Origin of the sequence: Paenibacillus sp. FSL H8-0261 (assembly GCF_045040645.1) — a bacterium.
Lineage (GTDB): Bacteria > Bacillota > Bacilli > Paenibacillales > Paenibacillaceae > Paenibacillus_AQ.
Genome location: NZ_CP150297.1, coordinates 3,340,053 through 3,365,853 on the forward strand (window position 1 = coordinate 3,340,053; position 25,801 = coordinate 3,365,853).

Here is a 25,801-nt window from a genome sequence, read left to right on the forward strand (position 1 = left end):
CTCAAGGCTTTATTTGTATAGAAGGTCGCTCCGAGTCGGATGGATTGAACTGTAACAGATAAATAGAAAACGGTTACATCCAATGCTTCGATAGTATGAAGGATCGGCGTTCTGATCATTTGTATGACTTTTTAAATTTGTCCAATCAGTGAATGAACATAATAACAGGTTGAACAGCTGCAAGGGGGCAGATATGAAACCAATATTTAAGATTATGATTGTAGATGACGAGATGCTGGTTAGACAAGGAATTAAACATCTTTTGGATTGGGAACAAGAAGGGTATCGAATCGTCGGAGAGGCCTCTAACGGTGTTGAAGCACTGAGTATGATGGATGAGCTGAATCCTCATATTATTATTACGGATATCGTAATGCCAATAATGGGCGGGGAGAAGCTAGTCAAGATCGTTAAGGAGAAGTACCCACACATTGAAGTAATCGTCTTAAGCAGCTTCAGTGAATACGATTATGTCCGTTCCACATTTCAGAGTGGGGTAGCAGATTACATCCTTAAGCCGAAGCTGGAAGCCGATTATCTGTTGTCCATCCTAAATAAAACTACAGCTAAGATGGCAGGGATGAAGATAAGCGACTCAGGGGCCGATCCAGAGGAAAAGCAGCTTTTGTTCGCGATCGAGAAGCTCATGACGGGATATGAGTCAGTGCTAGAACCTGCTTTGCTTCATTCCAAGTTTCCACACGCACAATTCGCATTTTTCGGAGCTGATATGAAGCATATTAAAGATTCTGGTGATAAGTTAACGTTCGCAAATGAAATCGAAAGAGGAATTCAAAAGTTAGCATTGGACGATGTTGTGTTTATTCGGTTAAAGTTTGTTAACGACTCGGTCATTTATTTGCTTAACGTTAATCCAGAACATTGGGACGAGCTTGTGATTGAACTCCGTTATCTGATCTCAGAAATAGAACATCGTGTGAGAGAAACACATTTTATTATCAGTCAGAGCTTCGCGCACTTTGAGAGACTTGGTGAGATTTATCGAGACAATTACTTGAAGCTTACACGATACAGTTTCTACTTGCCAGAACGAAGTCTGATTGAGAATGATCACTTGCCGGGTCTTCCGGGAGCATATCAGGAAATTGATATGGGAGAATTAATGGACCAGTTGAGACGTAAGCAATTCCAGAAGGCATTTACAGAGTTTCTTGAATATGTCCATCTGCGTTCAATGGATTATCGCATTGATATTTTCGAATTTAAATCGCTATTGGGCAACTTTATATTTAACGTAGCGACCACGCTTGGAAAAATGAAGTGTGAGATCGGAGGTCTGGAGGAGACCAAATACGACTACTTCCGAAAAATAGATGAAGCGATGTATGCAAGTGATGCTATTGCTGTTACCGAAGCATTCATTCGAGAAGTTGAGCGCACGATTGGTGAGACGAATTCATCGGTTAACCCCAATATGACAAAGCTACTCGAATATATTCAGAATCATTATGCAGATCCGATCACACTGACAGGGGTAGCTAGACAGTTCCACTTCAATGCTTCTTATTTATCGAGTTATTTTACTGCCCATAATGGAGAAGGCTTTAGTGAGTACCTGAATAAAGTCCGTTTGGAAAAAGCTATGGAATTGCTCGAGACAACAGAAAAATCAATTTCTGATATTAGCGCAAGCGTGGGATATTCAGATCAGAGTTATTTCACCAAGGTATTTAAAAAGCAGACTGGCATTTCTCCAAGCCGGTACCGGAGACGGGACGTAGAGCAGCCATGATTGGAAATTTCATTAACAATATTAGAAAGCAGGGCTTATTCCTCAAGCTGTTTCTCGTGACCCTAATTAGCATCGTAACTGTATCACTCTTGACGCTGGCTATTACAATTAGTATGTCGGAGAAATTATTTTTACAGACCTTTAGTATTACAAACGGCAAACTGCTGAATCAGATGAAGTCAAACCTGGAATCGTATAACAACATTATTGCTACCGGTGCTACTATGATGGCTCAAAATGAAGCTATCCGGAACTATTTATCTAGCGGAGAGACGGATGCAGTGAATCTTGCGATCAAAACTTATCACATGACAGAGGGCATGCGGGCAATCCGCTCTAACCTCAGCGCCGTTGATGTTGGTATCATGATCGTGGGTGTAAATGGCAGGAGTTATTCAACAGATCCTTGGTATTGGGACATTTCTGCAGATGAACTAATGGCTCACCCAATAACGAAGGAAACCATATCCCATCCTGATCAAATCCTGTACCAGCTCGATCTAAGGGAAAATAAAGAGAACGTGAAAGAGCCTATGCTGGTAGCTTCCAAAGCTTTATTTGATCATTCGACCGGAAGAATTTATGGCACCATGTACGTAGCCATTCGTGATCGAGATTTCAAGCCCTTTTATGCTAACTTTACGAGTGAGGGTAATGACGTCGTGTTGCTGAATAAGAAGGGATTAATTGTATCCAGCAGCAAGACAGAAATGATTGGGCTCCGCGATAAAAAGCTGCTGCAAGAAGTAGAGGATGGAGGAAAAAATGGCGATTCTACCTATGTGATGGGGAATGAACGAATTGTTTTCTCGGAATACTTACCTGAATTTGATTTTTATATGGTGAACCTGATAGATAAGAACGCCGTGACCGGACAGATGGTGAATGCCAAAGCGGTGACACTGACAATCATGGCTATCGTGGCAATATCGCTCATTATTGTTTTTTTGATTACCCGAAAAATGACGAAGTCCTTGCGTGTACTCGTTAAACAGATGTCGAGTATTCCTACAGGTGATTTCGATAATCATGTAGATGTCACTAATAGTAGTTATGAAGTTAAGGAGTTAGGTAACGCCTTCAATTTTATGCTTGATTCACTTCATGATTATGTTGATAAGCTGATGGAGACTCAAAAGCAACAACGTAATGCGGAGCTGGCGGCACTCCAAATGCAGATTAACCCACATTTTTTATATAATACGCTGGCTTCTATCAAATTTCTGGTGCAGCAGGGCAATAAGGAAAAAGCAGCTGGAACGATAAATTCACTAATCTCACTCCTGCAAAATACAGTAAGCGATGTTCATTCTACCATTCCTGTTAGTCAAGAATTGGAGTCGTTGAAGCATTATGTGTATATCAATCACGTGAGATATGGTGAGAAGATCCGTGTGAATTACTTTGTGGAGCCAGAGAGCTTGGATTATCATATGCCGAAGCTAATTCTTCAACCTTTTATCGAAAATGCATTCTTTCATGCATTCAACCTTAAAGATGAGGGAAGAATTCTCATCATGATTTCCGTGCAGGAGAAGCAACTAGTATGTGAAGTTGTAGATAACGGTGATGGAATGGATCTTGACCCGAATTTGCTGGAAGAGGAGCAGCTACCAGCTTCGAAGCACAAACGCCAACTGTTCTCCGGGATCGGTATACGGAATGTGGATGACAGAATCAAATTGTTATACGGTGAGAGATACGGGATTAATATTACAAGCAAACGGAATGAAGGTACACAAATCGTTGTTACGCTTCCATTGTTAAAAAACTAAAAATTTTACATGAATCTAAAAATAGTACCAGAGTCGATATGAGAATCAAAATAGGACCCAATAATATCACCAAACCTAACAAAGATACTGCCAAAGAAAACGAATACAAAATGATAAGATGGAGGCGTAGCAGAGAAAACGCTTCCATCTTTATTATTTTTCAGACTATCAAGGGGGTTTACGTAGTGAAAAAATTATTATCCGTAATGCTAGCTAGTGTGGTTCTACTGTCGGCATGTTCCACAGGTGGAACGAAAAATGAAACGAGCAACTCTGGTAACTCCGGTGCCGAAGGTAGCAGCAAGCCAAAAGAGATTACAGTTTGGGCTTGGGACCCGGCGTTTAACATTGCCGCTATGAATGTTGCCAAAGATGCTTATGCGAAAGTTAATCCGGACGTAACGGTTAATGTCGTTGAGAACGCGCAAGCTGATATCGTTCAAAAGCTGAATACGGGGCTAAACTCTGGTTCCACGAAGGGTCTTCCTAACATTGTGTTGATCGAAGATTATCGTGCACAGAGCTTCTTACAAGCTTATCCAGATTCTTTTTATGAATTGACGGATGTTGTAAAGGCTGCTGACTTTGCGGATTATAAGATTGGCCCTACCAGTGTTGACGGCAAACAATACGGTGTTCCGTTTGACTCTGGCGTAACTGGAATGTATGTACGGACAGACTATCTCGAGCAAGCAGGCTACAGCCTGGATGCATTACAGGATATCGACTGGAAGCAATATATCGAGATCGGTAAAGCTGTAAAAGAGAAAACCGGCAAAAGCATGCTAACACTTGATCCGAACGATCTAGGACTTATCCGAGTGATGATCCAATCGGCGGGCGCATGGTATACCGGAGATGATGGTCAGACTCCGACTATAGAAAGCAACCCTGCTTTGAAAGAGGCACTTGTAATGTACAAAGAAATGATGGATTCCGGTATCGTAAAAGTAATTTCAGACTGGAGTCAGTTTGTAGGTGCATTCAATGGTGGTGAAGTGGCTAGTGTACCTACAGGTAACTGGATTACACCTTCGATTAAAGCAGAAGCTTCTCAATCTGGTAAATGGGCAGTAGCTCCACTACCTAAGTTAGGAGCAACAGAAGGCTCTGTTCACGCTTCCAACCTTGGAGGTAGTTCCTGGTACGTAATGAATGTAGATGGTAAAGAAGCAGCAGCTGAGTTCCTATCTAAGACTTTTGCCTCTGATGCTGAACTGTATCAGACGTTGAATACAAAAGTTGGTGTTATCGGCACCTTGAAAGCTGCGGCGAGCGGTGAAGCTTACTCAGCTGCGGATGAATTTTTCAAAGGCCAAAAGGTCGTATCAGACTTTGCAGCATGGACCGAGCAAATTCCTAACGTCAACTATGGCATGAACACTTACGCAATCGAGGACATTATGGTTGTAGCAGTACAATCTTATCTAGGTGGCAAAGATGTAGATACTGTTTTGAAAGATGCGCAGAAGCAAGCGGATACTCAAATTCGCTAATCGCACTTAGGCTGTACAACCGATGCCCTTGCTCCTTCTTCTCCTGTAAATTGGATTTATACAGAAGGATAGGTAGCAGGGGCTTTCATCTCTAATATATAAGACAGAAGGGTGCGGAGTGGAGTGGAAACTATAAAGACAGGGCTAAGCCCGCAAAAACATAAGAGCTCTAAAGGGTCACGGCAGATCCGTCTGACGGGTTGGTTATTCGTCCTTGTGCCGGTCATTATGATCAGTATTTTCTATTTTTATCCAATGATCCAAGCGTTAATTCTATCCTTTAAGACGGGTAGAGGCAACAATCTTCAGTTTACCGGACTAGATAACTATATTCGATTGTTTAGCGATACTACTTTTCTTACTGCCGTCAAAAATACATTTATTTATTTGATTATTCAGGTTCCAGTCATGCTGGTACTGGCGCTCTTTATCGCCGTCCTGCTAAATGACGATAGACTGAAATTTAAGGGTTTTTTCAGAACGGCTATATTTCTGCCGACGGTAACCTCACTTGTAGCGTATTCCGTTGTTTTCAAGTACATGTTTGGAGCCGAAGGGATCATTAACAAATTTCTGGTGAATCTTCATCTAATCAGCGAACCGATTCAATGGATTACTGACCCCTTCTGGGCCAAAGTTACGATCATCATTGCTATCACCTGGCGCTTTACTGGCTATAATATGATTTTCTATTTATCATCCCTGCAAAATGTAGACAAATCTATTTATGAAGCTGCTCACATAGATGGCGCTAGTGCATTTACTCAATTTTTCAAAATCACAATTCCTCTATTGAAACCGATTATCTTGTTTACGACGATAACATCGACCATTGGAACACTTCAGTTGTTTGATGAGGTGGTTAACATCACGAAAGGTGGACCCGGCAATGCAACCATGTCGATTTCCCAATATATTTACAACCTTTCTTTTGAATACACACCTGACTTTGGATACGCTGCAACCGTCTCCTACTCGATTGTTGTAATGGTACTCATTCTGACGCTGATTCAGAACAAAGTAGGAGGAGACAAGAGATAATGAAAACTAAACGCATGTTTACTTACCTGTTTCTAGTCATCGCTGCGCTGATCTCTATCTTTCCATTTATCTGGATGGTTATTAGTGCCACGAATCAGTCGGTTGATGTAACTAAAGGGACATTACTACCAGGTGCGCATCTCTTTAAAAATATTGACAATCTGTTCAATTCCGTAGATATGTGGCAAGCTCTTTGGAACTCCGCAAAAATCTCTGTTGTTACTACTTTACTTTCCCTATTGGTAGCATCGGCGGCTGGATATGGTTTTGAAATGTACCGCAGCCGTGGTAAAGATATCGTATTTAATATCTTACTAGCCTCTATGATGATTCCGTTTGCGGCAATCATGGTACCTCTATTTCAAATGTTCGCCAAAGTATCGAGTGTTGTGCCGTTCCTTGGTATCGATACAGCAGCAGCAGTTATTATGCCGACATTTACAACAGCATTCTTAATTTTCTTTTTCCGTCAAAATACAAAAATGTTTCCTAAAGAAATGATGGAAGCCGGTCGCATCGATGGTCTTTCGGAATTTGGTTTATTCTTCCGCATATACATGCCAACGATGAAATCAACTTATGCTGCCGCGGCGATTATCACCTTCCTTAACAGCTGGAACAACTATTTATGGCCTTTGATCGTATTGCAATCACCAGAAAATATGACCGTGCCATTGCTAATATCGAATCTTGGATCGGGTTATGCACCTGACTATGGTCTGATTATGTCCGCGATTGTCATTACGACTCTGCCGACTGCACTTGTATTCTTCATGATGCAAAAGCAATTTGTGGCTGGGATGACGGGTTCAGTTAAATAAGCTAACGATCATTTTAAAGCAGAAGGAGGAAAATTAGATGAAGCAGCAGGTTGAACGGGGCGTCGCTCCAAGTCTGGAATGGTTGTCAGACCCTTCCATTTATGCAGTAGGCAGAATACACGCGCACTCCGATCATCGGTATTACGAGACGAAATTTGAAGCTGAAGGGCTTGGAGATATGCGTTGGCGCCATAGCCTGAACGGAAGCTGGAAATTTAGCTACGCCCACAATGCTATGGAACGACAGGCGCATTTTTATAAGGAGAACGTGTCCTGTAGAGGGTGGGATGATATTGAGGTTCCTGGACATATCCAGCTTCAGGGTTTTGGGCAGCCTCAGTACGTGAATACGATGTATCCATGGGATGGTCATGAGCATCTTAGACCTCCGATGATATCTGAGGATCACAATCCTGTAGGCAGCTATGTTAAATATTTTGAAGTGCCTGTTGGCTGGGAACAACGTCCACTGTATATCTCTTTTCAGGGAGTTGAATCCGCTTTTTATATCTGGCTAAATGGGGAGTTTATTGGCTATAGCGAGGATAGCTTTACGCCGAGTGAATTTGATCTGACACCGTACTTGACGGCAGGTGAGAATAAGCTGGCGGTTGAGGTCTATCAGCGCAGTACCGGAAGTTGGTTGGAGGATCAGGATTTCTGGCGCTTCTCCGGAATCTTTCGCGATGTGTATCTATATACTGTGCCTGATGTTCACGTGCGGGATCTCCACGTTCAGACCGATCTGGATGAGAAGTTTGAGCAGGGAACGCTAACGGCTGTATTGCAGTTGATGGGTAAGCCTGCTTCGAAAGTGGTCCTTGAACTTAAGGATAAGGCAGGTAATCTTGTAGTTCGTAGTGAGACTGGAGTTTCAGGAGATTCCGTTTCGCTTACGCTTGAGGCATCAAAGGTTCATCTGTGGAGCGCAGAAGATCCTAATTTGTATACCCTTTACGTATCTGTCTTCAACGCATCCGGGGATCTTGTGGAAGTCGTGCCGCAAAAGGTTGGATTTCGAAAATTCGAGATGATCGATAAGATTATGCACTTAAATGGTAAACGTATTGTATTCAAAGGTGTCAACCGGCACGAGTTTAATTCGCGCTTCGGACGCAGTATTACGAAAGAAGATATGCTGTGGGATATAAAGACTTTGAAACAGGCGAATATCAACGCTGTACGGACGTCGCACTATCCGAATGAAACACTCTGGTATGAGCTGTGTGATGAATACGGTGTGTATGTTATTGACGAGATGAATTTAGAGTCGCATGGATCATGGCAAAAAATGGGTGTTGTAGAACCGTCTTGGAACATACCGGGCAGTAAGCCTGAATGGCAGGATATCGTAATGGATCGTGCGATTTCCATGGTGGAGAGAGACAAGAACCATCCATCGATTCTGATTTGGTCCTGTGGCAACGAGTCTTTTGCCGGAGAAGTCATTCGGAACGTTGCGAATTATTTTCGTGAGAAGGATTCTACGCGTCTGGTTCATTACGAAGGGGTGTTCCATAACCGGGATTATGATGATGCGAGTGATATGGAAAGCCGGATGTATGCGAAAGCAGCAGATATCGAAATGTATCTAAAAGAGAATCCATTAAAGCCATATATTAGCTGCGAATACATGCATGCGATGGGGAATTCCGTTGGAGGATTGCATAAATACACAGAGCTAGAGCAAAAGTATCCAATGTATCAAGGTGGATTTATCTGGGATTTCATGGATCAGGTCATCGTAAAAAATGATCGATATGGCAAACCTTATATGGCTTATGGTGGAGACTTCGATGACCGTTCAACCGATTACAACTTCTCCGGAAACGGAATTGTGTATGCGGATCGCAGATGGTCTCCGAAAATGCAGGAAGTGAAATTTCTATATCAGAACGTCAAACTTTCCCCTGATTGCTATGGGGTTACCATCAGAAATGAGAATTTATTTGTTGGCTTGGATGCTTATAAATTGAACTATTGTCTGAATTATGAGGGCAAAGAATTTCATCGTGGCATTGTATTCGCCCAGGTTAAACCCGGAGAAGAAAGATATGTAGAACTTGATTTACCAGAGACTAACCTGTCTGGTGAGTATAGTTTAGATGTTTCTCTTGTGCTCAAAGAAGATTCGTTATGGGCAAGCGCTGGTTATGAAATCGCTTTTGGACAGTATGTATTTCAAGTGGAGAACAAGTCAGGAGATGAGGTTACAACACAGCCTAAGGTAAGCACTAGTGTAAATGATTTTCGCGTAGTTGAAGGGGATGTAAATATTGGCGTTCACGGTCGTGACTTCTCTGTAATGTTCTCGAAGCAGGCTGGTACACTAATATCGGTCAAATATTCAGGACGGGAAATGATCTCTTCGCCGCCGGCACCGCTCTTCTGGAGAGCGATGACAGACAACGACAAGGGGGCGGGAATGCATTTCGACTCTTCCACTTGGTATGCTGCAAGCTTGAGCCGAAGAACCTTAAGCTTCGAGCTTATGGAAGAAGAAGACCGAGCGACTGTGACTTACGTGTATAAACTGAGTGTGTCAGAGGGAGTACGAGTAAGTGTAACTTATACGGTGTTCTCCGATGGGAGCATAAAGGTAAAATCAAGCTACCATGGAGAGCCGGGTTTACCGAAGTTTCCCCTCTTTGCTTTAACCTTCAAGGTGCCAGCGGATTATTACCAGCTGAATTGGTATGCGAATGGGCCAGAAGAAAATTATATTGACCGTTCGTTTGGCGCGAGATTGTGTCGCTTTCAGAATCATGCGGTGGACAATGTATCGTCCTATTTGGTACCGCAGGAATCGGGCAACCGTACAGGTGTGCGCGAAGTATCCGTAACCAACGATCTTGGTCAAGGGATTATAATATCCTCACCAGTCTCAGCCCCTGTTGAAGCCAACATATCGCCATATTCGGCAATGGAGCTGGAGAATGCGACGCATCATTATGAGCTGCCGAACATTCATCATACCGTTGTTACGATTGCCGGTCGTCAAATGGGCGTTGGCGGTGATGACAGCTGGGGAGCACCAGTTCTTGATGAATATTTAATTGATCCATCAATAGATTTGGATTTTGAATTTACAATTCGCAGAGCATAATTAGAGACGGATAGCAGTTGCCTCAATGGATAAGGTTGGGGCAACCAAATCCTATTTGTGAATGATTGAATAGTTGGTTTATATATATTTGTAATCGTTTACATTTTATGGAGGAGGTGTTTGTAATCTAAAAAATAGTTTGCAATGTTGATCGGAAGATAGTAAAGAAGTGGTTTCTATGATTATTTTTATGAGAAGGGGGTAATCTGAATGATTACTACAGTTAAACGAAGGTTGACCATGTCTTTTCTTTCTATTTCTTTAGTCGTACCTATGTTTATGGGTTTAACAGGTCAGAAGGTAGCTGCAGCGAATACTACGATTAAATTAGATCCAAACCATATGAAGCAATCTTGGGAGGGGTGGGGAACCTCACTTGCCTGGTTTGGTAATATCACTGGTGGTTGGAACGATAAAGTCAAAAATGCAATGGCTGATGCACTATATTCTCCAGACGGATTGAATTTTAATATTGCTAGATATAATATAGGCGGCGGAGAGAATCCTGCCTACAATACGATGCGTCAAGGGGGGGAAGTACCTGGCTTCTCACCATCTCCAGGAGTATACGATTGGACGCAAGATGCTAATCAACGTTGGTGGCTGCAGGCAGCTAAAGATCGAGGCGCCAATATTCTGGAAGCGTTCTCGAACTCTGCTCCGTATTATATGACGGAAAGCGGAAGTACGACTGGTCATTGGGATTCGGGGAAAGACAACTTGAAGCCGGATGAGTACGAGAACTTTGCTACCTATTTAACTGATGTAGTGAAGCATTTCAAAGAAAATTGGAATATTGACTTTAATTATCTATCACCAATGAATGAACCTAATACGAATTACTGGGGATTCGGCGGGAGACAGGAAGGTTCCCACTGGGATGTTGGTTCTCAGATGAAGATCATTAATACGACACGTGCTAAATTGGATGCGGCAAATCTACAATCTATACAAATTGCTGCCATGGATGAATCTATTCTGGACACCTTTGTAAGTAACTGGAACTCTTATGATGAGACAACCAAAGCTAATGTTGGTAAAATGAATACCCACTCCTACGGTGGTTCAAAGCGAGCTGAGATCAGAGATGCCGCTAAAGCTGCAGACAAAACGTTATGGATGTCTGAAGTGGATTTAGGTCCTTCCGGGATTGCCCACGACCATGAAGATTTCGAACCAGCACTAGCATTGGCAGAAAGAATTATGACGGACATTACTTGGCTTGAACCTAAGGCTTGGATTACTTGGCAAGCGATTGAAAGCGAGAAGAACATGCAGAAGGATAAGGAGAACAGTAACTGGGGTCTCCTTCACGCGGATTTCGACACGCAAGAATGGTGGTACACGAAGAAGTATTACGCTATGCAGCAATTTAGCAAATTTATTCCACAGGGTTCACGCTTCATAGGGGATACAGACGATAACACGTTGGCCGCTTATGATCCTTCAACTAACAAAATTCATGTTGTATATAGAAATCCTAACGTAACCAGTCAAAATATTTCTTTAGACTTGTCACAGTTTGATACGGTCACTGGAGATGCAACGCCTTATGTTTCTTCCGCGACAGAGAATGTCGTACAGAAGACTAAAGTTCCTGTTCTGGATAATATGTTGCAAACGACTGTTGGAGCAAAATCCATCACAACCTTCGTAATTGATGGCGCTACCTATACAAGCGACTCTCTAATTCCTCAGAGTGATATGACGGCAACAGCAAGTAGCGCTCAGTCAGGTGAAGAAGCTGAGAGAACATTGGATGGAGATAACTGGACCAAATGGCACACTTCGTGGGACCCTAAAGCTGAGGGACCACATACGATTACCTATGATCTTGGAGCTGACTATGAAGATGTCAACAAGCTGAGTTATTTGCCAAGACAAGATAACGATTGGAACGGTATTGTAACGAAGTTCACCATCGAAGTTAGTTCCGATGGCGATAACTTCACACCGGTTGCGAAAGGAACCTGGAAGAACGATAAATCCGAAAAAACTGCAACGTTTTCTACGCAGAAAGCCAAGTTTGTAAGGTTAAACGTAGATGAAAGTAATGGGTCTGGAGCACAGTACGCATCGGCTGCAGAGATAAATATTATGAGAAAGTCCAATTTCACAGTGGATACGACTTCACTCGCTAATGCAATTTCTAGAGCAGAAGACTATATCTCAGCTAATAACGCAAATGTAAATGTATCGGATTTGCAAAAGTTGGTGGTTGAAGCCAAAGTTGTTCAAAAGAACACTTTAGCAACACAGGAAGAGATCACACAAATCCTTTACAAACTGAACGTCGAATATAGCGTTTTAGGCCAAGGACTTATCCCACTAAGCCAGATGACGGCAACGTCTGACAATTCCGCATCTGAGGATGGACCGGAGAAGACTATTGATGGCGATCTTTGGACTAAATGGCATACTGCATATAACAACGATTATTCAACACTTCCGCATTCCATTACTTATAATCTCGGTAAAGCATATAACGGTATCTATAAACTTCAATATTTGCCACGACAGGATGTAGACTGGAATGGTGTAGTCACTAAGTTCGAAGTTTCTGTAAGTGACGATGGTGATAAATTCACCAAAGTAGTTGCAGAAGGAACTTGGAATGCCGATAAGACAGAGAAAACAGCAACCTTTAATGCGCAGGGTGCTAAATATGTTAGATTTACTGCACTTGAATCGAGAAGCGATGCAGGTAAGCAATATGCATCTGCTGCAGAGATCAATATTTTTAACAAGCAGGGATATAAAGTGGATTTCTCCAGCTTAGACAGCGCAATTCAAGCTGCAGAGAAGTTCAAAACAGATTCTGGGAAAGATGAGTCTTACTTCAAGAATCTGGACGCGATCCTTAGTCGAGCTAGTACTCTGCTAAATAGCGCAACAGCGACACAAGAAGAGATCGCGAAATTTGCCAGCCGTATCTTAACTGAAATATCCAATATTCAAAACAGTGATCCAAATATTAAGGGAATGAGCCTTTTCTATACACCAGAAGCTTATTACGCGAATCCAGCCAATCTAATGGTGGATAACGACATATCTACCTACTTCGAATCGAACTGGGACAAGAATGGAGTGAAGTATAAATCTGGCGATTATATCGTTGTAGATCTGGGTGAGAGCATGCGTGACGTTGGTAAGGTGCTTGTTACACCAAGACAAGACAAGGCAAACGGCCGCATCAAACAATTCAAAATCTATTACAGCGATGTGAATCTGAAGGATTTACCTGCTGACGCTGTCGGTACGCAAGCTTATTTGGACAAGAATTTCAAATTTGCAGCAAATGGCTCTTTTGATGACTATAGCACGAGTGTTCAATCCGCAACGTTCAAATCCGTTGAAGCTCGGTATATCGCGATTCAGGCTATAACTACTGGCGGTGACGGTAACACACTCAGCGCTGCAGAAATTGCAGTTAGTCAGAAACAAACAGCGACTTTTGATACTAGTAAACTACAATCAGCAATCGATCAATTGCGTACGTTGTCAGACATTAGTCCAAAAGTGGAAGCTGCGATAGAAAAGCAAATTACAACGATCGGTGATCTTAGTGATTTAACCGAAGAAAGCATTTCGCAATACACCAGACAGATAAATGACTTATACAATCTCTATTTGACTGTAAATAACAGAAACTCCATTAAGAGCGGTGAAGTATGGTTGGATACGGAAGGCGTGCCGATTCAAGCACATGGCGGAGGCATTCTGTACAACGAGAAGAATAAGACATATTACTGGTACGGTGAAGACAAGACGGAAGGTTATCTTCCTACTGGAGTTCACGCATATTCGTCCAAAGATTTGTACAAATGGCAAAATGAAGGCATTGTATTGCCTGTCTTCAATAACCCTCAACTTGGCGAAGCTGTAGTGCCGGCTGGAAATGACCTGCCATTATATCTAGATGAAAATTCTGAAACGTACAAGAATAGCGGGGTTCCATACGATCCGGATAGGAAAGTAGAAATTAAAAGTAAAGATGAAGATTATACAGGTAACATGAAAGCACCAAACAATACGCTCAGTAAACATAATTCACCAGCTCGAATCGCTGAGCTAAATACGCTGTATGCGAATTATTCGAATGAAGAGAAGCAAAAGATGTATAAAGATTTCAACTGGGATAAAGTTGTCGAGCGTCCTAAAGTCGTCTACAACAAGAAGAACAACAATTATGTGTTGTGGTGGCATCAAGACGGACCGATTGCTGGCGAATATTGGACAGCCGAAGGTGGTGTTGCTGTCAGTGATTCGCCGACTGGACCATTTAAATATCTCGGCTCATCCCGATTGCCAAATGTAGGTGATGAACATGGCAATGAAGGAATGCTTCGTGATATGACCTTGTATGTCGATGACGATGGTAATGAAGCGACGGATGACAAAGCCTACTTGATTTTTTCTTCCGAAGAAAATGCTACGACCATAATCATGATGTTGAACGATGATTATACTGGTCCAGCCCAGAATGAGAAGGGTGAATCCTTAGAAGGAACTCACTATGTGAGAGCGTTTAAAGATTGGAGAGAAGCACCAACGATCTTTAAGCAAGACGGAGTCTATTATATGATTACGTCCGGTTTGTCCGGTTGGGATCCTAACGAAGCCCAATACCGCGTCTCCACTGAGGGAATGTTTGGACCGTGGGAAAATAAAGGCAATCCTATGGTTAATGACAATAGAAATACCTTCAGGAGCCAAAGCACTTTTGTACTGCCTTATCGGGATGGTAATGGTGTTCTGGTACCGAATAAATTTATCTTTATGGCCGATCGCTGGTACCCGAGTAATTTGAGTGATTCCAGATATGTTTGGCTTCCGATTGAACTCGATAACGAGAATCGCAGAATTGCGGTAAGTTGGCATGATGAGTGGGATACTTCTCTATTCAAGACCGGTACGACTATTAACTTCAATAGTAATGGAGGAAGTTCGATTTCTTCCTTGTATGGGGTTGAAGTCGGTACGAAAATTACTGCGCCTACAGAACCGACTCGTGATGGATTTAAATTTGTGAATTGGTATCAAGACGCAGCCTTGAATACAGTATGGGATTTTACTGTTGATACGGTTCCGGCAAATGATATTACTCTCTATGCGAAATGGGAGCCTGTAGCTGCACCAGTGATTACAAATATCATGCCAGTCAATGTAGCTACGGTGATTGGAACTCCACCTGTACTGCCAACAGTTGTAACGGCTGTATACAGCGATGGAACAAGCCAAAATAAATCAGTTGTATGGGACGTAATTGATCCTTCACAGTATGCCGAAGCGGGTGTCTTTAGCGTAAGTGGAGCGGTAGACGGCACAGTGATCCCAGCTGTTGCGAATGTGATCGTAAGCGATGATGTTAATAGAGCACAACTTGCCGCACGAATCGCAGATGCACGAGCCATTCATGATTTAGTCGTGGAAGGAACGGCTGTTGGTCAGTATGCAATAGGTTCGAAACAGAAACTGATGGATTCGATCATGGAGGCACAGCAAGTGCTTGACAATGATTCAGCTACACAGTCTGAGTTAGAACAAGCAACAAATGATTTGAATTCAGCAATTCAAGTATTAGAGGCTTCAAAGAATCAACATGTTAAAGTACAGTCTATCTCAATCACGAGCGTTTCGTCGTCCATTGAAGTGAAGAAAGGAACTCTGCAGTTACAAGCGGAAGTCCAACCGGCTAATGCTACGAACAAAACCGTTACGTGGGCGGTCTATGAAGCAGATGGAAAAACTATAGCGGATAAAGCAATCATCAATACAAATGGGTTGTTAACGGCTGCGAAGAACGGCGTTGTGAAAGTCGTTGCAACATCCGTTGATAACACCACAGTTTACGGAATAAAAGAGATTATGATAAGCGGTCAAAATGACAGCCCAGAGCCTACTCCAAGCCCAGGAACAAATCCAGGCAACCCAACGACATCAACGAGTCCTACACCTACACCAACGACCCCTCCTACAAAAGAAGATCCACATCGTTATGTGCCAACTAGTAAAGAACTACAAAATGAAACTGCACAGAACGGAACAACAAGCCTGACCATTAACATTGATAAGGGAGCTTTAGCGAAGAAGTTAGAAGCACTTAAGCAAGCAACAGGAACCCCTAATCTTGACATCGAGATTCCGGGAATGAATTCATGGAATGCAGTCAATTTGCCATTGGATGTCTTGTACAACAGCCTGAAAGAAAATAAGGAAACAATCATAACACTAAGAAGCCATTTAGGCAGTTATGAACTTCCACTTGCCAATCTTAATCGTGAAGAACTTGAGAAAGCAGCTAAAGTTGCGGGTGCAACCTTAATCATTCGAATGGATAATGTGACTTCACAGCATGAGCAGAAGTTTGAACAATCCATAGTAGAAAAAGGAATGAAACGAGTAAGCGACATCATCGCGTACAAAGTCATTCTTAAATCGAATGATAAAGAAGAAGAGCTTCAACGTTTCGGAAATCCGTTTATGACACGTGTCATAAATATGGATGGCGTTATTCAAGATCCATCGACTGCGACCGCTGTTATGTTCGATCCGGTTACAGGACAAATGCGTTTCGTACCATCGGTGTTTAATGTGAAGAACGGCAAGACTGAAGTCTCGATCTTCGGACATGAAAATGGTCTATACACCATCGTTCAGAACAAGAAAACATTCGATGATATGATTGGACATTGGGCACAAAAGGATGTTGAAACCTTAGCCTCTAAACTGATCATTAACGGAATGTCGGATCGGACGTTTGCACCAGCAGGCCAAGTTACACGTGCTCAATTTGCGGCACTACTGGTAAGAGGACTGGGGTTATCGACGGAGTCGTTAACGAATATGTTTGCAGATGTTAGTACAACTGCGTGGTATGCACAAGATGTGATTACAGCAGCGAAACTTGGTTTGGTTCAAGGCATTGGTGAAGGGAAATTTAGTCCGGATTCACGGATTACGAGAGAGCAAATGGTTGTGATGATCATGAACGCTGTTCAGCTCGTTCAAGGAGATCATAGAGCAAAAGCTCAATTGCGCACTCCATTTGCCGATCAAGCTAGTATCTCTGATTACGCTACCCAAGCCGTAACAGAAGCAGCAAGCCAAGGATTAATCAAAGGCAAAACAGAAACAGCTTTTGCTCCGCAAGATGCAGCCACACGTGCTGAGGCAGCGGTGATGATCAAACAAGTTTTGCAATACTTGAAGTTTATGAACTAGATAAATGTTTAAAAATTGTGCTCGGCTCACACTGAACTGTGAACCGAGCACAATGATTATCAACTAGTTATAAGGAGGAGTGAATGATCTTGATTAAAATCAAACCTTTAGCTAAACGTTTGACTGTGAGCGCTTTATCATTGAGCTTAATTATTCAGAATCCTATATCAGTTCCCATAGCTAAAGCAGAACCTGTAAGCGCAATCACTAGAATGTCCGATGCTCCGGAGAATAAATTGTCCCTATGGTACCGACAACCGGCGATAAATTGGGAAACAGATGCGCTTCCAATTGGCAATGGCCTTATGGGAGGGATGATCTTTGGTGGCATCGAGCAAGAACGCATTCAGTTAAATGAGAAAACGTTGTGGTCCGGTGGTCCAGGTTCTTCTTTTGTATATACTTGGCCTTCCACGGATGAACCAACAACTTCTAACCCGTATACATTCGGTAATCGCGAGGGTGGTGCAGATCATTTAGAGAGTGTCCGAGCTAAACTCCGCGAGGGGGATATCGATGGTGCTCACAAAGAAGCGGATGAGAATCTTACAGGCTTGAATGAAGGCTTAGGAAGTTATCTAACCTTTGGTGACTTGTACCTGGACTTTGAGAAGTCATCAACAACCAATGTAGAGAATTATCGCCGGGAGCTTGATCTTGAAGACGCGATATCTCGAGTTAAATACACGCTGGATGGAGTAGAGTATACACGTGAATACTTTGTCAGTTATCCAGATAAAGTAATGGTTACTCGCTTGACAGCCAATCAACCGGGTAAGCTGTCCTTGGATGTACGCCCGACAAGTGCTCAGGGAGGGACCGTCACGACGAATGGCAACAACATTAATATTAGGGGCAATGTACTAGACAACAATATGCTATATGAAGGTAACTTCCGCGTCCTAAATCAAGGTGGAAATATAACATCTGGTAACGGAAAGATCCATGCAGCGAATGTAGATTCATTAACCATCCTTACATCATTAGGCACCAACTATGCCAACAGCTATCCTAATTATAGAGGCACTGATCCGCATAATGAGGAAGTGGCGATATTGGATGCCGCTGAGAGTAAATCTTACGAAACATTACTTGAGAATCATAAGAAAGATTATAAGTCATTATTTGATCGTGTGAAATTAGACTTGGGAGAGTCTAAGCCTACGATTCCGACAGACGAGCTCTTGGCCACCTATGCAGGAACGAAAAGTAAAGCGCTTGAGGTTTTATTTTATCAATATGGCCGATATTTGTTGATTTCATCTTCTCGTCCCGGTTCACTACCGGCCAACTTACAGGGCGTGTGGAATAATTCTAATAGAGCGCCTTGGAGTAGCGACCATCATTTTAATATCAATATTCAAATGAACTATTGGCCAGCGATGGTAACGAATCTCTCGGAGACAATGACACCACTGATCGATTACATAGATTCGCTGCGTACTCCGGGGCGTATTTCTTCCGAAAAATATTATGGCATTACTAATGCGTGGTCGATTGGAGTGGCAAACAATCCGTTCGGATATACTGCGCCGGGTTGGAATTTTGATTGGGGCTGGTCACCAGCATCCAATGCTTTTATCTCGAATAACATTTGGGAGAGTTATAAATTTTCTGGAGATGTCGATCTACTAAAGTCACGTGTTTATCCAATATTGAAGGAAACGACGCGATTTTGGACCCAGTATTTAGTAGAAGATACGGATGGGACATTGGTATCCACACCTTGTTACTCACCAGAGCAAGGTACGATCAGTACAGGATGTGCCTATGACCAGCAGCTTGTACAAGACTTATTTACTAACTACTTGGAGGCAAGTACAACATTAGCTGTCGATTCCGATTTTCGTGAGGAAGTACAAAGTAAATTAAATCAGGTGTCTCCAATCAAAATAGGAAAGTACGGTCAAATTCAAGAATGGAAAGAGGACATCGACGATCCGAATAACAAGCATCGCCATTTGTCCCAACTAGTTGCCTTATATCCAGGCAAGCAAATTAACAAAAATACACCTGAGCTTATGGAAGCTGCCAGAGTGTCATTGCAGCATCGAGGAGACGAGGGTACCGGGTGGAGCAAAGCTAACAAAATTAACATGTGGGCTCGTGCGCAAGATGGCACACATGCACATACGATTCTAGAGGGTCAGCTTACTGGAAGTACATTAAACAACTTATTCGATACGCATCCGCCATTCCAAATCGATGGCAACTTCGGAGCTACGTCCGGCATGTCTGAAATGCTGCTACAAAGTCATTTGGACAATATTGATGTTTTGCCAGCGCTCCCAGCTTCATGGCCGAAAGGAAGTTATTCGGGCTTGGTTGCCCGCGGGGGATTTGAGGTCAGTGTGAATTGGAACAATGCTAGAGCTACAAGCATCAGTGTCAAATCTAATAAAGGCAATCGTGCGGTTGTTTCTTATCCAAGCATAACTGGAGCAACTGTCATGAATCAAGCGGGACAAAGTGTAAAGTATTCCGTAGACAATAACAATCAGATTTCTTTCGACACTCAAGTTGGAGACGTTTACACGATTGGCTCAATTCCTTTACAAGATGGACAATTGTTGACAATGACAATGAAAAATAGTGGTCATTTGCTAGATATTGAAGGGGCATCGGAGCAAGAGCAGGCAGCAGTAATTCAAATGCCTGAATCGTTAGCAAGCAGTCAGCAGTGGGTTGTAGAAAGCGTAAATGATGGCTACTACAAAATCACAAATAGCTTGAGCAGTAAAGTGATTGCTGTGCTAAATGAATCAATGTCTGAGGGTGCAAAGCTCGTTCAACAAACCTACACTTCAGACAACTCTTATCATGATGAATGGCTTCTCGTTGATAAAGGGAACGGTTACTCTCAGTTGGTTAATCGTGGTAGTGGTAAAGCGCTTACAGCTTCAAACACTAGCACAGGGACTGGGATAGAGTTGATCCAATCTTCAATCACAGATTCTGATGAGCAATTGGTGAGAATCGATCCTGTGAGAGACTTTTTTGATCAGCAAAAGTTCAATCTAACCATCCAACACAGCAATCTTCGTATGGACGTGAACGAGGATTCTAAATCAGATGGCGCCGCTATCATACAATGGTCCGAAAGTTCGGGTCAAAATCAACAATGGATGTTTATGAAGACAACCCCGGGTTATTACAAAATTATCTCAATGAGCAGTTCAAAAGTGTTGGCTGTAGAGAATGCGTCAACAGCGGATGGTGCAGGGATAATTCAAGCCACATACACCGATGATGCGACTTACAATGATGAATGGACTGTCGTAGATGTAGGTGATGGCTTATATCAATTAAAAAATCGGGCAAGCGGAAAAGTGATCGACATGCCAAATAACAGTATTTCTAGTGGTGAACAATTCGTACAAAATAAAGCCGGTAAGGGGAGTAACCAGAAGTTTGCTTTTTCATTAGATAGAACCGTGAACGACAATGCAACCGGATCAGGGAATGACCAGTTTGTATATGGTTCAGGTTGGGACTATAGCTCTTCCGAAGGTGGGGCATTCAGTCGTGACAATCATTATTCCAACAAGACAGATTCATATGCGTTCTTGCGTTTTAATGGCTCTAAAGTGCAATTGTATGGGGCTAAGAACAATAATCAGGGTACCGTTGCATTCTCTATCGATGATGGTCCTGAACAACTGGTTGATACTTACGCCTCTTCGCGTTTAGATCAACAACTGCTTTTTGAAAGCTCTGAGATGTTGAATCAGGAGCATGTACTCAAAATTCGGGTGACAGATCAAAAGAATGACAATTCAAACAACACATATATTTCAGTTGATCGAGCGGATATTCAGTCTCGTGTAGTTAAGAGCGTGGACAAAGCCGAAGATTATTATATACAGACTATAGAAACAATTAACGGAGTTAATCATAGCGTAATCACCCTGAATTATAAAGGTGAAGATGCAGGTGATGCAGTAAGAGCGGCAATCGAGGCTGCCAAAGCGGCGCAGAAGCCTGTCATCCTAGACTTTCCTACAGAAACGTATCATTTTAAAGCATCAACCGCAAATCAAGCGCAATATTTCATTTCAAATACAACCACAAAAGAACAGACACCTAGTAGCACTCGTAAGGTAGGTCTTATATTCAAGGATATCGATGATCTTACCATTCGAGGGAACGGTTCGACCTTGTTATTCCATGGTGTGATGACACCTATCGTATTCGACCATGCAACAAATATTAAAGTGAACGGAATTAACATCGATTTCAATCGTCCTGTCGTATCGGAGATGACTGTAACTGAAGTAGGCAACAACTACATGAAAGCGAGTATACATCCGGATTCATGGTACTCTATTCAGAATAATCAATTAGTATGGTTCGGTGAGGAGAACTGGACAGAGAACGGAACACAAAATGTACGCGCTGTGCAAGAGTATAACCCAGCTACGAAACAGACATGGAGAGTGGCCAATCCTCTAGACGGCACAACAAGCACGAAGGATCTCGGTAAACGTGAGGTGCAATTCAACTTCACTAAGAGTCCAAAATTGTCGGTAGGAAACACGTTTCAGTTTCGGGATACAACAAGAAGAGAACAAGGTGCGTTGATCTATCGAAGCAAGAATATTGCGTGGTCAGATGTTAACTTTTATGCTGCACCTGGGCTTGGAATTATCAGCCAATATAGTGAAAATGTATCGCTCGATAACTTGAACTTTGCACCAAAGACAGGCAGTGGACGGACGAACGCATCAATGGCAGACTTCTTGCAAGTTTCTGGAGGCAAGGGTGAGATTCGGGTGTTAAACTCTTATTTTGCTGGAGCTCACGATGATGCGATTAACATTCACGGCACTCATCTGCAAATTGTGCAAGTAACGTCATCCAATCAGGTCAAAGTACAATTTATGCATCCTGAGAGCTGGGGCTTTGATGCATTTGCTGTAGGAGATTCGATCGAATATATCAACAAGTCGACTTTACTTTCGAAGGAAAGTGCAGTGGTCACCGATGTGACACGCCTAAATGATACTCAAATTGTTCTTACGCTAGATAAACCGGTACCTTCTTCGATAACTGCGAATGAGTATGTCGTTGAAAATGCCACATGGACGCCGAATGTCACCGTTAAGAATTCAACGTTTGAATCGATACCGACTAGAGGCCTCCTCGTAACAACGCGCGGCTCTGTTCGAATCGAGAACAATACGTTTAATGGCATGCAGATGAGCGCGATCTTGATCGCACATGATGCTAGTAGCTGGTACGAATCAGGAATGGTGAAGGACGTCTTGATCCGTAACAATACGTTTAATAATAACGGTAACGCGGTGATCAGTATTGATCCGAATACTTCCCTGACGAATCCCGATAAGACCGTGCATAGCCATATTGAGATTGACGGCAACCAGTTTAACAAGGTGGGCGGCAATTCTGAGATTTATGCAAAGAGTGTAGACGGGTTAACGTTTACGAACAATACTGCGAATCAAGGTGGTTTTGAACTTACTTTTGATGCCTCTAAAGCTGTTACTGTCACGGGGAATAGTTTTAAAGAAAGTGATGTTGACAAGAAAATCAACTTCAATCGCATGATCCCTGGTACGGATTCCGTAGAAGCAACTCAAGGATTTATTGTCACGCGAACGAATGATTATACACCTGCAGTTACAGATCCAAATGATATTCCGCAAAGTGAAATGACAGCTTCATCTACCAGTAATCGCAGTGGAAACGAAGCGGATAATGCCATAGATGGAAACCCTTCAACCATCTGGCATACTGAATGGGATCCTATGGCGGATTTGCCGCAATCGATCACCCTAGATCTTGGAAATACGAGAATCATATCTAAACTAAAGTATTTGCCAAGACAAAACGGGGAACAAAACGGGAATATTACTTCTTATGTATTATCAACCAGTTTAGATGGAACAACATTTAAACAGTTTACAAGCGGAAGCTGGGATGATGACAGCACCGAGAAAATCGCAGAATTCGCTCCGGTCGCTAGTAGGTACCTGAGACTTACTGCTATCGAAGGCCATGGTGGATTGGCTTCAGCGGCAGAGATTAACATTATGAAGAATGAGATGGATGAGGACTATCAAGCCCTTAAAGCGCTCATTACAAGAGTCCAAAGCAAGCACGACGGTGCTGTAGAAGGGACTGAAGATGGTCAGTATCCAGAAGGCTCAAAACTAACATTGCAAAAAGCCATTGATCAGGCGAAGAAAGTACGCGATAGCTTACCTGTTACACAGCAGCAATTACAGCAAGCGGCGAGTGACTTAACTGCTGCGTTGCAAGTGATGGAAGATAGTATCAATAAACATGAGATGGTTCAATCGATCACGATTACAAGTGAATCATCAGTGATTACTGCTAAGAACGGAACTCTCCAATTAGGCGCTACTGTACTGCCTGCTAATGCAACGAAAAAGTCGGTAATATGGTCTGTGCATGAAGTAGATGGCATAACAGCAACGGACAAAGCGACAATTAATCAAACCGGTTTGCTAACGGCTGTGAAAGATGGAACTGTGAAGGTGATAGCCACAGCAACGGATGGCTCTGGTGTTCATGATGAAATGGATATTAGCATTAGTGGTCAAAAGGACATTATCGATCCAGGCACTGATCCAGTGAATGTTGGAAGAATAACCATCACAAGCTCAGGAAATGTGTCAACGATTACCGCTAAGAACGGGACTCTTCAATTAGGCGCTACTGTGCTACCTGACAATGCAACCAATAAGTCGGTAACATGGGCTGTATATGGAGTAGATGGCACAACAGAAACGGATATTGCAACCATTGATGTATCCGGTTTGCTCACGGCTGTGAAAGATGGAACTGTGAAAGTGGTAGCCACAGCAGTGGATGGTTCTGGTGTTCAAGGTGACATGGTTATTACCATAAGTGGTCAAACGGACATTATTGATCCAGGCACTGATCCTGTGAATGTTGAAAAGATTAACATCACAAGCGCAGGTAATGTGTCGACGATTACCGCTAAGAACGGAACCCTTCAATTAGGCGCTACCGTGTTACCTGACAATGCAACTAATAAGTCTGTAACATGGGCTGTATTCGAAGCCGATGGCCGCACACCTACGAATAAAGCAATTATTGATGTAAACGGGTTGTTGACAGCTGTGAAGAACGGAAATGTAAAAGTGGTTGCCAGTGCAATGGATGGTTCTGCGGTTCATGGATTTAAGGAGATTGTGATTAGCGGTCAAAATGACACTCCTGACCCTACTTCAAGTCCAGAGCCTACTCCAGATCCAGGAACAAATCCAGGTAACCCAACGACATCAACCAGACCAACGCCATCACCTACACCAACGATCCCTCCTACAAAAGAAGATCCACATCGTTATATTCCAACAACTAAAGAACTACAAAGTGAAACTGCACAGAATGGAACAACGAGCCTGACCATTAACATTGATAAGGAAGCTTTAGCGAAGAAATTAGAAGCACTTAACAAAACTACAGGACCCCCTAATCTCGATATTGAGATTCCAGGAGTGAATGCATGGAATGCAGTACATCTGCCGCTTGATGTTCTGTACAACAGCATGAAGGCGAATAAGGAAATAATCATAGCTTTTAGAAACCATTTAGGAAGTTATGAACTTCCGCTTGCCAATCTGAATCGTGATGAACTTGAGAAAGCTGCTAAAGTTGCGGGTGCAACCTTAATCATTCGAATGGATAATGCGACTTCACAGCATGAACAGAAGTTTGAACAATCCATAGTAGAAAAAGGAATGAAACGAGTAAGCGACATCATCGCGTACAAAGTCATTCTTAAATCGAATGATAAGGAAGAAGAGCTTCAACGTTTCGGAAATCCGTTTATGACACGTGTCATAAATATGGATGGCGTTATTCAAGATCCATCGACTGCGACCGCAGTTATGTTCGATCCGGTTACAGGACAAATGCGTTTCGTACGATCGGTGTTTAATGTGAAGAACGGCAAGAATGAAGTCTCGATCTTCGGACATGAAAATGGTCTATACACCATCGTTCAGAACAAGAAAACATTCGATGATATGGTTGGACATTGGGCGCAAAAGGATGTTGAGACCTTAGCCTCCAAGCTGATCATTAACGGAATGACGGTTCGGATGTTCAATCCATCAAGCCAGGTTTCCCGTGCTCAATTTGCGGCGCTTTTGGTAAGAGGTCTTGGGCTAACGACGGATTCATTATCGAACGTATTTACAGATGTTAGTACTACGAAGTGGTACGCGAAGGATGTGAACACAGCAGCGAAGTTAGGCTTAGTTCAAGGCGTAAGCGAAGGCAAATTCAGCCCGGATACAATGATTACGAGAGAACAAATGATCGTCATGATCATGAAAGCTATTCATCTTGTTCAAGATGATCATGGAACGGAAACTCAAGTACGTACTCCATTTGCTGATCAAGACCTTATCTCTGATTATGCTAGTAATGCGGTAACAGAAGCAGCGAGCAAAGGATTAATCAAAGGAAAAACAGAAACAACATTTGCTCCGCAAGATGCAGCAACACGCGCTGAAGCAGTGTTGATGATTAAACAGCTTTTGCAATATTTGAAGTTTATGAATTAGTAA

At 42.6% G+C, this 25,801-nt stretch carries 8 protein-coding genes; all 8 read left to right on the plus strand.

Going from position 1 to position 25,801, the window contains the following annotated elements; all coding sequences use genetic code 11:
* Positions 1-193: 193 nt before the first annotated feature.
* The 8 genes from MHI27_RS14940 to MHI27_RS14975 all read left to right on the plus strand — a co-directional run bounded on the left by MHI27_RS14940 (position 194) and on the right by MHI27_RS14975 (position 25,798).
* Positions 194-1,753, plus strand: a complete 1,560-nt coding sequence (locus MHI27_RS14940) for a response regulator transcription factor (RefSeq protein WP_341125208.1) — start codon at positions 194-196, stop codon at positions 1,751-1,753.
* Positions 1,750-3,528: a sensor histidine kinase gene (locus tag MHI27_RS14945; protein WP_405176626.1), complete on the plus strand. Its 1,779-nt coding sequence runs from the start codon at positions 1,750-1,752 to the stop codon at positions 3,526-3,528. The genes MHI27_RS14940 and MHI27_RS14945 overlap by 4 nt, the downstream gene beginning before the upstream one ends.
* Before the next feature lie 185 nt (positions 3,529-3,713).
* Positions 3,714-5,024 (plus strand): ABC transporter substrate-binding protein, encoded by a 1,311-nt coding sequence (locus MHI27_RS14950; protein ID WP_042188169.1) that lies wholly within the window; start codon positions 3,714-3,716, stop codon positions 5,022-5,024.
* A gap of 228 nt (positions 5,025-5,252) precedes the next feature.
* Positions 5,253-6,065: a carbohydrate ABC transporter permease gene (locus MHI27_RS14955; protein ID WP_371915743.1), complete on the plus strand. Its 813-nt coding sequence runs from the start codon at positions 5,253-5,255 to the stop codon at positions 6,063-6,065.
* On the plus strand, positions 6,065-6,886 hold the full coding sequence (locus MHI27_RS14960; protein WP_076299057.1) for a carbohydrate ABC transporter permease: 822 nt from the start codon (positions 6,065-6,067) through the stop codon (positions 6,884-6,886). The genes MHI27_RS14955 and MHI27_RS14960 overlap by 1 nt, the downstream gene beginning before the upstream one ends.
* A gap of 37 nt (positions 6,887-6,923) precedes the next feature.
* A complete protein-coding gene (locus MHI27_RS14965; RefSeq protein WP_405176627.1) occupies positions 6,924-9,992 on the plus strand; it encodes a glycoside hydrolase family 2 TIM barrel-domain containing protein in 3,069 nt (1,022 codons plus the stop codon).
* A 210-nt stretch (positions 9,993-10,202) separates the two neighbouring features.
* On the plus strand, positions 10,203-17,216 hold the full coding sequence (locus MHI27_RS14970) for a discoidin domain-containing protein (protein ID WP_405176628.1): 7,014 nt from the start codon (positions 10,203-10,205) through the stop codon (positions 17,214-17,216).
* A gap of 83 nt (positions 17,217-17,299) precedes the next feature.
* On the plus strand, positions 17,300-25,798 hold the full coding sequence (locus MHI27_RS14975; protein ID WP_405176629.1) for a glycosyl hydrolase family 95 catalytic domain-containing protein: 8,499 nt from the start codon (positions 17,300-17,302) through the stop codon (positions 25,796-25,798).
* Positions 25,799-25,801 lie beyond the last annotated feature (3 nt).

Excerpts from the sequence above, each read along its gene's own strand:
- MHI27_RS14940 (WP_341125208.1), top strand. The coding sequence starts at position 194 with ATGAAACCAATATTTAAGATTATGATTGTAGATGACGAGATGCTGGTT.
- MHI27_RS14945 (WP_405176626.1), top strand. The coding sequence starts at position 1,750 with ATGATTGGAAATTTCATTAACAATATTAGAAAGCAGGGCTTATTCCTC.
- MHI27_RS14955 (WP_371915743.1), top strand. The coding sequence starts at position 5,253 with ATGATCAGTATTTTCTATTTTTATCCAATGATCCAAGCGTTAATTCTA.
- MHI27_RS14960 (WP_076299057.1), top strand. The coding sequence starts at position 6,065 with ATGAAAACTAAACGCATGTTTACTTACCTGTTTCTAGTCATCGCTGCG.
- MHI27_RS14965 (WP_405176627.1), top strand. The coding sequence starts at position 6,924 with ATGAAGCAGCAGGTTGAACGGGGCGTCGCTCCAAGTCTGGAATGGTTG.
- MHI27_RS14970 (WP_405176628.1), top strand. The coding sequence starts at position 10,203 with ATGATTACTACAGTTAAACGAAGGTTGACCATGTCTTTTCTTTCTATT.
- MHI27_RS14975 (WP_405176629.1), top strand. The coding sequence starts at position 17,300 with ATGATCTTGATTAAAATCAAACCTTTAGCTAAACGTTTGACTGTGAGC.